This is a genomic window from Paraburkholderia sp. SOS3, assembly GCF_001922345.1.
Taxonomy (GTDB): domain Bacteria; phylum Pseudomonadota; class Gammaproteobacteria; order Burkholderiales; family Burkholderiaceae; genus Paraburkholderia.
This window is the reverse complement of sequence record NZ_CP018812.1, coordinates 184,905-197,960: the sequence shown is the minus strand read 5'-3', so window position 1 is coordinate 197,960 and position 13,056 is coordinate 184,905. Positions and strand designations below refer to the sequence as shown.

General features: G+C 64.3%; 14 protein-coding genes. 9 read left to right on the top strand and 5 right to left on the bottom strand.

Annotated elements, in window-relative coordinates:
• Positions 1-140: 140 nt before the first annotated feature.
• The 3 genes from BTO02_RS20950 (at position 141) to BTO02_RS20940 (ending at position 3,956) form a co-directional block, all read left to right on the top strand.
• The gene (locus BTO02_RS20950) at positions 141-2,504 is read left to right on the top strand and encodes a GNAT family N-acetyltransferase (protein WP_075159187.1); all 2,364 of its coding nucleotides are present in this window, start codon (positions 141-143) and stop codon (positions 2,502-2,504) included.
• 229 nt (positions 2,505-2,733) lie between these two features.
• A complete protein-coding gene (locus tag BTO02_RS20945; RefSeq protein WP_075159186.1) occupies positions 2,734-3,318 on the top strand; it encodes a sigma-70 family RNA polymerase sigma factor in 585 nt (194 codons plus the stop codon).
• A complete protein-coding gene (locus BTO02_RS20940; protein ID WP_075159185.1) occupies positions 3,315-3,956 on the top strand; it encodes a DUF1109 domain-containing protein in 642 nt (213 codons plus the stop codon). The genes BTO02_RS20945 and BTO02_RS20940 overlap by 4 nt, the downstream gene beginning before the upstream one ends.
• 17 nt (positions 3,957-3,973) lie before the next feature.
• Here BTO02_RS20940 and BTO02_RS20935 read toward each other — a convergent pair whose 3' ends face one another.
• From BTO02_RS20935 to BTO02_RS20915, 5 genes are all read right to left on the bottom strand, one after another.
• Positions 3,974-4,471 carry an RNA polymerase sigma factor gene (locus BTO02_RS20935; RefSeq protein ID WP_075159184.1) on the bottom strand — a complete coding sequence of 166 codons (498 nt, stop codon included), beginning with the start codon at positions 4,469-4,471 and terminating at the stop codon, positions 3,974-3,976.
• Positions 4,468-4,974, bottom strand: a complete 507-nt coding sequence (locus BTO02_RS20930; RefSeq protein ID WP_083615292.1) for a DoxX family protein — start codon at positions 4,972-4,974, stop codon at positions 4,468-4,470. The genes BTO02_RS20935 and BTO02_RS20930 overlap by 4 nt, the downstream gene beginning before the upstream one ends.
• A gap of 436 nt (positions 4,975-5,410) precedes the next feature.
• Positions 5,411-5,677: a DUF4148 domain-containing protein gene (locus BTO02_RS20925; RefSeq protein ID WP_075161237.1), complete on the bottom strand. Its 267-nt coding sequence runs from the start codon at positions 5,675-5,677 to the stop codon at positions 5,411-5,413.
• A 207-nt stretch (positions 5,678-5,884) separates the two neighbouring features.
• Positions 5,885-6,424, bottom strand: a complete 540-nt coding sequence (locus BTO02_RS20920) for a hypothetical protein (RefSeq protein WP_075159183.1) — start codon at positions 6,422-6,424, stop codon at positions 5,885-5,887.
• Positions 6,425-6,545: 121 nt separating this feature from the next.
• Positions 6,546-7,382: an IclR family transcriptional regulator gene (locus tag BTO02_RS20915; protein WP_075159182.1), complete on the bottom strand. Its 837-nt coding sequence runs from the start codon at positions 7,380-7,382 to the stop codon at positions 6,546-6,548.
• Positions 7,383-7,546: 164 nt separating this feature from the next.
• Here BTO02_RS20915 and BTO02_RS20910 point away from each other — a divergent pair, with 164 nt between their 5' ends.
• From BTO02_RS20910 to BTO02_RS20885, 6 genes are all read left to right on the top strand, one after another.
• Positions 7,547-7,855 (top strand): UxaA family hydrolase, encoded by a 309-nt coding sequence (locus BTO02_RS20910; protein WP_075159181.1) that lies wholly within the window; start codon positions 7,547-7,549, stop codon positions 7,853-7,855.
• A gap of 98 nt (positions 7,856-7,953) precedes the next feature.
• Positions 7,954-9,267: a UxaA family hydrolase gene (locus tag BTO02_RS20905; protein WP_075159180.1), complete on the top strand. Its 1,314-nt coding sequence runs from the start codon at positions 7,954-7,956 to the stop codon at positions 9,265-9,267.
• 125 nt (positions 9,268-9,392) lie between these two features.
• Positions 9,393-10,433, top strand: a complete 1,041-nt coding sequence (locus BTO02_RS20900) for an aldo/keto reductase (protein WP_075159179.1) — start codon at positions 9,393-9,395, stop codon at positions 10,431-10,433.
• A 1-nt stretch (position 10,434) separates the two neighbouring features.
• A complete protein-coding gene (locus tag BTO02_RS20895) occupies positions 10,435-11,277 on the top strand; it encodes an amidohydrolase family protein (protein ID WP_075159178.1) in 843 nt (280 codons plus the stop codon).
• Positions 11,278-11,405: 128 nt separating this feature from the next.
• Entirely contained in the window at positions 11,406-12,149 is a 744-nt protein-coding gene (locus BTO02_RS20890; RefSeq protein ID WP_075159177.1) for an SDR family oxidoreductase, read from the top strand.
• 55 nt (positions 12,150-12,204) lie between these two features.
• Positions 12,205-13,053 carry an ureidoglycolate lyase gene (locus BTO02_RS20885; protein ID WP_075159176.1) on the top strand — a complete coding sequence of 283 codons (849 nt, stop codon included), beginning with the start codon at positions 12,205-12,207 and terminating at the stop codon, positions 13,051-13,053.
• Positions 13,054-13,056 lie beyond the last annotated feature (3 nt).

Genomic DNA, 13,056 nt, shown 5'->3' with positions numbered 1-13,056 from the left:
TGCGTACCTCCGCGCGCGGCCTGCAAAAAATCCCACCGCACCGCAACTTCGCCTATCCTGACAAAACACGCGCGGCTCGGCCTCGACCTTCCACGCGCGTGCCCTCCATCTGACGATACTCAAGTCCTCGAGGAGCGTCCGTGACCGTCCGCAATCTCGATGCATTATTCCGCCCGACATCCGTCGCTGTCATCGGTGCATCGCACCGTCCGGGCAGCGTCGGCGCGATGGTCTGGAAGCGCCTGACCGAAGGCGGGTTCAGCGGCCCCATCTGGGCAGTCAATCCGAAGTACGACATCCTCGACGGCCACGCGAGCGTCGGCGACGTGGGCGACCTCCACGAACCGCCCACCGTCGCGATCGTGTGCACGCGGCCCGCCACCTGGCCCGCGATCGTGCACAACCTGGGCGGCCATGGCACGCGTGCGGTGATCATCGTCGGCGAAACGCGCAGCGACGAAGACCGCACGCATCTGCAGCACGCGCTGTCGGCTGCGCGCCCGCACCTGCTGCGCATTCTCGGCCCCGGCAGTCTCGGCCTCATCACGCCGGCACTGCGCGCGCATCTGGGTGCGCCGGCGTGTACGGTAAAAGCGGGCGGCGTCGCGTGGGTGTCGCAATCGAATGCGCTGACGAACGCCGTGCTCGGCTGGGCCGACGCACGCGGCCTCGGCTTCTCGCACGCCGTCGCGCTCGGCGACGAAGCCGACGTCGACGCGGGCGACGTGCTCGACTATCTCGCAAGCGACGCCGGCACACGCGCGATCCTGCTCGAAGTGGATACGATCCACGCCGCGCGCAAATTCATGTCGGCCGCTCGCGCCGCCGCGCGCAACAAGCCCGTGCTCGCGCTGCGCTCGGGCCGTGACGATCCGACCGATGCGCTCTACACCGCAGCGTTTCGCCGCGCGGGCATGGTGCGCGTCGATGCGCTCGACGATCTGCTCGATGAAATCGAAACACTCGGTCTCGGCCGTGTCGCGGCCGGCTCATCGGCGACGCTGATCACCAGCGACCGTGGCCTCGCCACGCTATCGCACGATGCGTTTCGCGCGGCCGGCGACACACTCGCGCCGTGTTCGCAGCAAAACATCGCTGCGATCCGCGAAGCGTTGCCGCTTGCCACGCCCGGCAATCCGCTGCTGCTCGGCGGGACCGCGCTACCCGAGCATTTCGGCACCGCGCTGAAAGTGCTGGCCGACCAGCGCGACACCGGAACCGCATTCGTTGTGCACGCATCGACCCACAGCGCGCCGGCAGAAGAAGTCGCCCAAACGCTGATCGCCCATCAGCGCTACGCGTACCGTGGCCTGCTCGCGTGCTTTTTCGGCGGCATTTCGCTCTCCACGCGCGATGCGCTGCACGCGCATGGCATTCCCGTGCATTCGACGCCTCAACGCCTGGCTCGCGCTTTCGCGCGTCTCGTCGACTATCGCCTCGGTCGCGAATTGCTGATGCAGACGCCGGAAGGGCAGCACGCCCGCGTGTCCGAAGCGGTCGATGCGGCGCAGGCGCAAGCGTGCGCGGCGCTCAACGCGGACATCGCGGAACTCGACGGCGACGCGGCCGCGCGTCTGCTCGCGCACTTCGGCCTCGTCGCGTTGCCGCCGCAACAGCGCGCGGAACCAGCGATCGTCGATATCGAGGTCGAACTGCGCGACGACGACAACTTCGGCCCGGTGTTTCGTTTCACCGCGCCCTCGGAAGACGGCATCGCGCCGCCGCTGCGTCTTTACGGGTTGCCGCCGCTGAACCCGGTCCTGTCGCGCGACATCGTCGCGAACTCCGCTTACGCGCGATACACGGATCCCGAGTCCATCCTTGCCGCCTTGACCTCGGTATCGCAGGCGGTTTGCGACATCCGCGAGATCGTTGGCCTGTCGCTCGTGTTGCGCGTGACGAAAGATCGCGTCGCCGTCGTCGATCCGCGCATCCATCTGTCGAGAACGCGCAGCCGCTTTGCGATCGTGCCGTATCCGCGCCGCTACGAAGAAACCTTCGACTGGCACGGCGAGAAGCTGACCGTGCGGCCGATCCGACCCGAAGACGAAATGGCGCATCGCGACATGATCGGCGCAATGACACCCGACGACCTGCGTCTGCGATTCTTCGGCGCGGTGCGCGGCTTCGATCATTCGCAACTCGCCCGGATGACGCAGATCGACTACGACCGCGAAATGGCGCTGATCGCGACAGTGCCGGCGGCCGACGGCTCGACGCGCACGCTCGGCGTCGTACGCGCGGTCTCGGATCCCGATAACGAAACCGCGGAATTCGCCGTCGCCGTTCGTTCCGACCAGAAAGGCCGCGGACTGGGCCGCCTGCTGACGCAACGGATCATCGCGTACGCGAAAACGCGCGGCATACATTGGCTCGTCGGCGAAGTGCTGCGAGAGAACACAGCGATGCTCGGGCTCGCGAAAGCGTGTGGCTTTACGATCACGCATACCGACGACCCGGCCATCATGGCTTTCAGAATGGCGCTCGGCGACCCCGAAACGTAACGCGCCTTGTGGCATGAACTGCCGTGCGATGGGAGCTACCTTACAAATGCCTTCAATTTGCGGCGCCACGCGATTTCCGTTCTACTTCTCACGCCAGATTATTTTCGCAGCGCTGTAACCGGATTGCCCCGCCGGACGAACTAATAGAATGATCGCGGAATCTTCGTGAAGGCCGCGCTGTGGCAATCATGGCAATCCGGCACAACAGGAGCGGCGCGAGCAATTGTCGATGAATCGAGGCAATGAGGGCACTGGGGCACCTCACGCACACCCGGTGGAAGAACGGCTGCGAACGCTTTTTATCCGTTCGCTCGACGGCGACTCCGCCGCTTACCACGTGTTTCTGCAAGAGCTTGCGAAACACGTGCGCGCGCTGCTGCGCAAACGCCTGCCGAATCTGCGCGACGATGTGGAAGACATCCTGCAGGAAGTGCTGCTCGCGATCCACAGGGGGCGTCATACGTACCGCCGCGACGAACCGTTGACCGCATGGGTGCACGCGATCCTGCGCTACAAGCTCGCCGATTTTCTGCGTGCCCACGCGCGGCGAGAAGCGCTAAACGATCCGCTCGACGACGTGCCGGATCTCTTCGGCGATTCCGGTATCGAGCCCGCGGAAGTCAAGCGCGATCTCGGCAAGCTGCTCGATCTGCTGCCCGACCGGCAGAAGCTGCCGATCCTGCATGTGAAAGTCGAAGGCCGGTCCGTGGAGGAGACAGCTCGTGCGACCGGCCTTTCCGAACCCGCTGTGAAAGTCGGCGTGCACCGCGGCCTGAAGGCGTTGGCATTGAAAATACGGGGTGGAAAGACATGAATACCGAGAACCTGATTGCAGTTCTGGCGGCGGACGTCGCGCCGGTCGGCCGGCGCATCGTCGAGCGGCGCATGCTTTGCGCGCTTTTCATTGCCGTAGGCGGCGCGGTCACGTTGCTGCTGTTCAGTTACGGCGTACGGTCCGATCTCGCGTGGCTTGTCTCTACACCGGTCTTCTGGGCCAAGGTCGCATTCGCGGCGTCCGTTGCCTGCGCCGCGCTTGTTGCAACGGTGCGGCTCGCGCGGCCCGGCGTTGCAGTCGGACGCGCGTGGGCCGGCCTCGTCGCACCGGCGGCCATTGTCCTTATCGTCGCGTTGACAGTCTTGTGGTTCGCGCCGCGCGATACGCGCGCAGCGCTCGTCATGGGACACACGTGGCGAACCTGTTCGCTGAATATCGCAGCGCTCTCTGTGCCGGGCCTCGTTGCGATTCTCGCGGTCGTGCGCGGTCTCGCCCCTACACGCTTGCGACTATCGGGCGCGGCTGCAGGGCTTCTGGCGGGCGCGATCGGCACGGCAGCGTACTGTTTGCGATGCCCGGAGACGAGCGTGCCGTTCTGGGCAACGTGGTATCTGCTCGGTATCGCGATACCGACGTTCGCCGGCGCTGTGCTGGGTAAAAAGGTGCTGCGGTGGTGATGGCTTCAGTGATGGCGTCAGTCGCGCGCGAGCAACATGCGCAGCTTGTTACGCGCCCTGGATAGACGCGACATCACCGTGCCGATCGGCAGGTTCAACGTATCGGCAATCTGCGCATAGCTCATTTCCTCAAGGCCGACGAGCAGCACGATTTCGCGCTGCTCGGCCGGCAACTGCTGCAACGCGCTATCGAGGTCGCGCATTTCGAGACCGGCCGCGTGCTGCCCGTCGACCATGAACTGATCGTCGAGGATGCTCGCGTCGTCCACCGCGATATGCACTTTCGCATTCGCAGCACGGACGACATCGTTGACAAAGATGTTGTGCATGATCGTCATGAGCCACGCACGCAGATCCGTATCGGGACGGTATCGCGACGCATTGCGCAACGCGCGCTCGAGCGTATCCTGCACGAGATCGTCCGCGCGTTCACGGTTGAGGAGTAGCGCGCGAGCGTAACGCCGAAGCTTCGGTACGTGGCTGAGCATCTCGTCGCAGAGGGCCGGTGCGCTCATGCGAGTTTGGGGCGCAGCCGGTTTCCGATATAGCCGTCCAGCGCAAACGGACCGGCGCCGCCTAGCACCAGCGCCACGAGACATGCGAGATACAGCAGATCGGTTTCATAGCCGGGCGGGCCGAATTGCGGGCCCGCGGCCGTCACGGCCATCAGCTTGATCGACGTGAAGCCGAACTGCACGTGCACGGTGAAGGTGGCAACGGCGAGCACGACTGCCATCGGTATGCTGACAAGAGGAACGAATGCGCCGAGCAGGATCGCGAGCCCGCCCAGCAGCTCGATGACGATCGTCGCCCAAGCCATGAAGTGCGGCGCAGGGACGTGCAGCGCCTGAAGAATATTGGCGAAGACCTCGGGATGTTTGACGATCTTCGCTACGCCGTGCGCCATGAATCCGTAACCCACAATAAATCGCAGCGGCAGCGGAGCCCAATACGCGCACTTCGTTCTGTCCGACAGAAACGAACCGACTAGCCCGGTCAATGGCCGACTGTTTTGCATGCTCGATAACCTCTTCCGTGATGGTGAATGAACCGGTGTCAGCAGTGTCATGACTGTCACTGCCTTTGAGTTAGTTCGTTCAAAGCACGGGCTCGGTTACAGGGCTCATCAAAAGACACGTGCAAGGCGGCATGCATGGGCGCGGTCTTCCGCCATGCGAAGCCGCCAGGCTTGAGTGTCGATGCGCGGCTCTCAGGAGCCGAAGAAGATGTTGCAGTAGCTGATGGGCCCGGTGCAGGCATTCGCGTCGTTCGCGTTCGCGCCGGAAGGCGGCAGCGAAGCGCAGGCGCTGACTGCGAAAGCGGCTGCTGCGACGAGCAGAAGTCCTTTCGAGCGGCGCGCTGTGTCGAGCATGGCGCGCGGGCCGCGGCGAGGCGATTCGCCGCGACGTTCCTGCATGGCAGGGGGGGAGTGTTCGTGCCGCACGTCCGTCACCTCAGCGGGCGACCGACGTATCGGCATCCGCAGTCGAGCGCGCGTTTTGCTGCTCGTTCTTTGCAAGCGCCTTCTGCTTCAGATAGGCGACGGTGTTCTGATACACGGGGCTCACGTCAGGGTACGAAGCGTCGGTCACGAAATCGAGACCGTTCTGCTTCGCCTGCACGAGTTCCTGATAAACCTCGGCGCGCGTTTTCCCTTGTGCAAATACGTTGGCTGAACTGAATGCTGCGAGCGCCATGGCCAACATCGCGAATGTCTTCATTTCCGTCTCCTTGACGAGTTGTGCGGTGTGCAAACGGGTAAACATGACCCGTCACGGAGATATTCCTGACAGCGAAAAAAATTCGTTCGTAAGCGCGCCAGCGACATCGCGCACGCGAGATTTTTGTATTTGCGTGCGCGTAGGGGAATAATTCCGGCGCCCGGCCGGTTAACGGTTCTTACGCGAGTTCATGCGAGCCTACGCACCTCACGAAAGCTTCGCTGCGGCCTCTTCGATCTGCGTGCGCGAGACCGCGAGCTCTTCGAGCCACGCATCCGCATAGACCGTGCCGGTCTCGCGTTCGAGGCGCGCGATCGTCGCTGCGCAACGCGCGGCGTCCTTCGGTGTCGCGATAAACGATTTCACCGATTGGCCGTTCGAGAACGCGTCGAACAGCGGTACGCGTATTTCATCGGGCAGATTGCGCGTCCATTGATACGGCTTGCCGTTGAACGTCAGCGTCGGCGGCAACGCGCGTTCTTTTTTGGCGGCGGGAATCAGTCCGTACGAACGCGCCGCTTCGGCGATCTGCTCGGGAGAGAACAGCTCGTCCGGCGTGATTTCGAACTGGCGGATGTATGTTTCGATGGCCTGCATGGCGGCTGCGCGATCGTCGCGCTTTTGCTGTGCACGCGCGACGATGTCGCGCAGCTCGTCGGCTTCTTCGCTCGTGATCGTGAAGCTTGCCTGCTTCTGTTGAAGTTCGGTGAAGCGTTGGAATTCGTGGTCGGACAACAGTTTGGCCATTGCGTATCGAAGCGTGTTGGAAGCGGATTGGAAAGCGCGCGCAGCGTCTCGCATGCGTGACGCTGCGCGGCGGGTTCGGAAAGGGCCGACATTCTAACGCATGCGCGCGCGATTTCCAGCGCTATTCGAATGCCTGGGTGGCTGATTGCGGGGCGGGTTCGTCGCCGATGCCGAACTCGCGAAACATCGACAGCGCCTGCGCCGTTTCGCGCAGCAGCGCGGTGGTTTGCGCGAGCGAAGGTGCGACGTATTCGTCGATGCGCTTGAGGAATGGGCACGTCAATGCGGCAATCGCCTGACCCGATGAGCCGAGCAAGGGGAAGGTCAGATCGGTGACGCCGAAAATCTGCTGGCTGTCCTTCTGCGAAAAGCCCGCTTCGCGAATGCGTTCGCATGCCGCTTCGAGTGCGTCGTGATCGATCGTCACTTCGCCTTTCACGGCCGTGTGTTCGGCGAGCATATGCGCACGCTGTTCGGGTGTCTGGAACGCGAGCATCGAGCGGCCCGAACCCGTGTCGACGAGGCCGACGCGCGCACCGAGGCGCACCGCGATGCCCCAGGTGCCGGGGCCGTCCACTTGCGCGATGACGAGCAGATTGCCGCGATCATAGACGGCCAGGTGCACCGACTGTTCCGCCTGCGCAGCAAAGCGCTGCATCAGCGGCAACGCCTCGGAAATCAGACGTTCCATCGGCGGATGCCGGTGCGCGAGCGCATAGAGCTTGAGACTCAGCGAATAGCGATCGCCGGCAGCCGAGCGCACCACATATTGCCGCGCGACGAGCCGCTCGAGCATACGGTAGATCTCGCTTGCGTTGCGGCCGAGCAGCTTCGTGATTTCGGCGCGCGTAAGGCCGCCTTTCTGCTCCGCGAGCAGTTCGAGGATGTCGAGTCCCTTATCCAGCGCGGGTGCGCGGTAACGGTCGCCGTCGTCTTTGTCGTCTACGTGCGGGTCCATGGTGACCGTCTGATGTCTGTTTGTTCGCATCCCATTATCCAGGGAATCGGCCGGTACTCCGTGGCCAGGGAAAACACGGACGTTCGCGGCAAGTTCATGCCTTGACCGGGCAAGGTTCGAATATGAATAATACGTTCATTAGTAAATAGTCGACAGAGCCGCCCATGACAGACCCCCGATTGATCCTGCTGAACCCCGAGGACAACTGCCTCGTTGCCGGGGCGCGGCTTGCGGCCGGTACGCCGCTCGATATCGAGGGCGAGGCGGTGACGCTCGCAACGACGATCGATCTCGGCCACAAGGTCGCGCGCCGCGCGCTCGTCAAGGACGAAAAAGTGCTGCGCTACGGCGCGGTGATCGGCCATGTCACCGCGGACGTCGCGCGCGGCGAGCATCTGCACACGCACAACCTCGAAAGCGATTACCTGCCTACGTACACGCACGATACGGAGCACGCATTCGTTCGACATTGACGGGACGCACGGCCAGAAACCGTGTGAAGCCGCCGAAACAGGCACATCCAGCTACCCAGGTCCAACCCAGGCGTCGCCACGAGCGACGCGAAACCATCATGACCGACACCCCCATTTCCTCCACTGCCGCGCAGCAGCCCATGCTGCAAGGCTATTTGCGCAGCGATGGCCGCAAGGGCATTCGCAATGTGGTCGCGGTCGCGTATCTCGTCGAATGCGCGCATCACGTCGCGCGCGAGATCGTCACGCATTTCCGCGAGCCGCTCGACGCCTTCGACGACCCATCGGCCGAGCGCGAACCGCCCGTGCATCTGATCGGCTTCCCGGGCTGCTACCCGAACAGCTACGCCGAAAAGATGATGGAGCAGTTGACGACGCATCCGAACGTCGGCGCCGTGCTGTTCGTTTCGCTCGGCTGCGAGAGCATGAACAAGCACTTTCTGGCCGACGCCGTGCGCGCGAGCGGCCGGCCCGTCGAGATACTGACGATTCAGGAAAAGGGCGGCACGCGCAGCACGATCGAACACGGCGTCGACTGGGTGGCACGGGCGCGCGCCGAACTGGCCAAGCAGCAGAAGGTGCCGATGGCGCTGAGCGAACTCGTGATCGGCACGGTATGCGGCGGCTCGGACGGCACCAGCGGTATTACCGCGAATCCGGCGGTCGGCCGCGCGTTCGACCGGTTGATCGAGGCAGGCGCGACGTGCATCTTCGAGGAAACGGGCGAGCTGGTCGGCTGCGAATTCCATATGAAAAGCCGCGCGGCGCGCCCCGATCTTGGCGACGAGATCGTCGCGTGCGTCGCGAAGGCCGCGCGCTACTTCTCGATACTCGGGCACGGCAGCTTCGCGGTCGGCAACGCGGACGGCGGCCTCACGACGCAGGAGGAAAAGTCGCTCGGCGCCTACGCGAAAAGCGGCGCGTCGCCGATCGTCGGCATCGTGAAGCCGGGTGACGTGCCGCCGACGGGCGGCCTGTACCTGCTCGACGTGGTGCCCGACGGCGAGCCGCGTTTCGGCTTCCCGAACATCAGCGACAATGCGGAGATCGCCGAACTGATCGCGTGCGGCTCGCATCTGATCCTGTTCACGACGGGCCGAGGCTCGGTGGTCGGCTCCGCGATTTCGCCGGTCATCAAGGTGTGCGCGAATCCGGACACGTATCGCAATCTGTCCGGCGACATGGACGTCGACGCGGGCCGGATACTCGAGGGTCGCGCGACGCTCGAGGAGGTCGGCCGCGAGGTATTCGACGTGACGGTGGGCGTGGCGCAAGGCGATCCTTCGAAATCGGAAACGCTCGGCCATCAGGAATTTATTCTGACGTACAAAACGTTCGAGCCGGTCGGGCCCGCTTGCCTGCCGTCCAATGCGGCGTTGCCGCAGCGAGCGGTGGGTGTTGCGTCGCGTTGAGGTGGCGCGTTGAGGTGGCGCGTTGAGGTGACGCATTGAGGTGGCGCATCGAAGCTGCGACATGGCGCGACGCAAAGTCGTGCACGACATAAAAAGGAATTCGGCATGGGACTGGAGACGCAGGGATGACATCCGCAATCGATTCGAAGGTCGGCCGCCGCCGCGCAATCGGCCGCCGCAACTTGCAAGTGAGCGGCCTCGGCCTTGGCACCGCGCCGCTGGGCGGCCTGTACCGCGATCTGACCGAAGAGGAAGCGCAGGCCACCGTCGACGCTGCATGGAACGCCGGCGTGCGCTTCTTCGACACGGCGCCGCACTATGGGCACACCAAGGCCGAGCATCGGCTCGGCGACACGTTGCGCCGCTATGCACGCGACGAATACGTGCTGTCGACGAAAGCGGGCCGCCGCTTCGTGCCGCGCACGCATCCGTACGACGGCAGCGAAGGCTGGCAGAACCCGCTGCCGTTCGAGGCGATCTACGACTACACGCACGACGGCATTCTGCGTTCGTTCGAAGATAGCCAGCAGCGCCTCGGCATCGTCGATATCGACATCCTGCTGGTTCACGATATCGGCCGCATGACGCACGGCGACAGGAACCCGACTTACTGGAAGCAGTTGACCGACGGCGGCGGCTTTCGCGCACTCGACGAGTTGCGTTCGGCCGGGGTCGTGAAGGCGGTGGGCCTTGGCGTCAACGAAGGCGCCGCCGTGCTCGAAATGATGGTCGAGTTCGAGATCGACTGCGCGCTGCTCGCGGGCCGCTATACGCTGCTCGAACAGCAGACGCTGAACGATCTGCTGCCGAACTGCGAGAAGCGCAACGTGAGCATCCTGCTCGGCGGTGCGTTCAATTCGGGCATTCTCGCGCAGGGCGTGTCGGGCGATCTGAAATTCAACTATGGAGCGGCGCCGCCCGAAGTGATCGAGCGCGTCGCGCGTCTCGAAGACGTGTGCCGTGCGCATGGTGTGCCGCTCGCCGCCGCGGCGCTGCAGTTTCCGTATGCGCATCCGTCGGTCGCGACCGTGCTGACCGGCGCGCGCAGCGCCGACGAAGTGCGTCAGAACGTCGAATCGTTCGAGCGCCCGATTCCTGTCGAATTGTGGCAGGCGCTGCGGGACCAGGGCCTGATCGACCGGCGCGCGCCGGTGCCGGAGGCATGACATGGCGACTACACCGCAGATCGACGCACATCAGCATTACTGGGATCCGTCGCGTGGCGACTACGGGTGGCTCACGCCGGGCCTCGCGCCGCTTTTTCGCGTGTTCGGGCCGGCGGATCTCGCGCCGCTGCGCGAGCGCGCGGGCGTTGCGCGCACGGTGGCCGTGCAGGCCGCGCCGACCGTCGAGGAAACCCGCTATCTGCTCGATCTCGCGCGCAGCGAAGCATCGATTGCCGGCGTGGTCGGATGGGTGCCGCTGCTCGAGCCCGACGCGCCCGCATTGATCGCGGAACTTGCGCGCGAGCCCAAATTCAAGGGCGTGCGTCCGATGCTGCAGGATCTGCCCGACGACGACTGGATCGCCGACCCGGCGCTGGCGCCGGCCATCGAGGCGCTGATCGCGCACGACCTCGCCTTCGATGCGCTGATTTTCACGCGCCACGTCGACGCACTGGAGACGTTTGCGCGGCGCTTTCCGGCGCTGCGCATCGTCGTCGATCACGGCGCAAAGCCGGCGATTCGCGACGGCAGCGCGGGCTGGCACGCCTGGGCCGAAGGCATCACGCGGCTCGCACGGCTGCCGCATCTGCACTGCAAGCTATCGGGCCTTGCGACCGAAGCGGCCGCGGGCTGGACCGAAGCGACGCTGCGGCCTTACGTGGACCACCTGCTCGCGGCATTCGGGCCCGCGCGGCTCATGTGGGGCAGCGACTGGCCAGTGCTGAACCTGAACGGCGACTACCTGCTGTGGCATTCGATCGCGACGATGCTGCTTTCCGCGCTCTCCGAGGCAGAACGTGACGCGATTTTCGGCGGCAACGCCGCGGCGTTCTATCGCCTTTGACCGCGATCGACCGATTGCGCAACGCGTGCCGCGAAAGCGCGCGTTGCCTGCAATGGCGCAACCGAACCGATTCCAACTGACGTCAAACCTGCATCAAACCCGCGTCAAAACTCATTCTGGAGCCGCAGATGACCCAACGACTGGCCGGCAAGACCACCTTGATCACCGCTGCCGGGCAAGGCATCGGCCTTGCGACCGCTGAACTGTTCGCGCGCGAAGGCGCGCGCGTGATCGCCACCGATATCAAGCTCGACTCGCTTGCCGGCAAGCCGGTCGACGCACGCAAGCTCGACGTGCGCGACAGCGCCGCAATCAATGCGCTGGCCAAGGAGGTCGGCCCGATCGACGTGCTGTTCAATTGCGCGGGCTACGTGCACGCAGGCTCGATTCTCGAAGCGAGCGAAGAAGACTGGGATTTCGCCTTCGATCTGAACGCGAAGGCGATGTACCGGACCATTCGCGCGTTCCTGCCCGGCATGCTCGAGAAAGGCGGCGGGTCGATCATCAATATGTCGTCGGCGGCATCGAGCGTGAAGGGCGTGCCGAACCGCTTCGTCTATGGCGCTTCGAAGGCGGCGGTGATCGGACTCACGAAGTCCGTCGCGGCAGACTTCGTCACGCGTGGTGTACGCTGTAACGCGATTTGCCCAGGCACGGTGTCGTCGCCGTCGCTCGAACAGCGCATTGCCGAGCAGGCGCAGGCGCAAGGCAAGAGCGTCGCCGACGTACAGGCGGCGTTCGTCGCGCGCCAGCCGATGGGCCGCATCGGCAAGCCGGAGGAAATCGCGGCGCTCGCGCTCTATCTGGCTTCCGACGAATCCGCGTTCACGACAGGCCACGCACATCTGATCGACGGCGGCTGGTCCAACTGACCGCTGTCTACGCCACGCTTTCGCTCTACTTTGCATTCACAGGAGACTGCAAACAATGAAACTGCTTCGTTACGGACCGAAAGGTCAGGAAAAGCCCGGCCTGCTCGATGCACAAGGCAAGATTCGCGATCTGTCGAAGGTGGTCGTCGATATCGACGGCAGCGTGCTCGGCGATGCGAGCCTCGCGAAACTGCGCGCGCTAGACCCGGCGACGCTGCCGCTCGTCGACGGCAATCCGCGCATCGGTCCGTGCGTCGGCAAGATCGGCAAGTTCGTCTGTATCGGTCTGAACTACGCGGACCACGCGGCCGAATCGAATCTGCCGGTGCCGCCGGAGCCCGTCGTGTTCAACAAGTGGACGAGCGCGATCTGCGGCCCGAACGATGACGTCGAAATTCCGCGCGGCTCGAAGAAGACCGACTGGGAGGTCGAACTCGGCATCGTGATCGGCAAGGAAGCGAAGTATGTCGACGAAGCGAACGCGCTCGACTACGTGGCTGGCTATTGCGTGATCAACGACGTGTCCGAACGCGAGTGGCAGATCGAGCGCGCGGGGCAGTGGGACAAGGGTAAGGGCTTCGACACGTTCGGCCCGATCGGCCCGTGGGTCGTGACGCGCGACGAAGTGCCCGACCCGCAGAACCTGAAGCTGTGGCTCGATGTGGACGGCCATCGCTACCAGAACGGCAGCACGAAAACGATGATCTTCGGCGTGAAAAAGCTCGTGTCGTATCTGTCGCAATGCATGAGCCTGCAGCCGGGCGACGTGATTTCGACGGGCACGCCGCCGGGCGTCGGCATGGGCGTGAAGCCGTCGCCGGTATATCTGAAGCCGGGGCAGACGATGCGCCTCGGCATCGAAGGGCTCGGCGAGCAGCAGCAGAAGACTTACGCGGCGGAATAACCG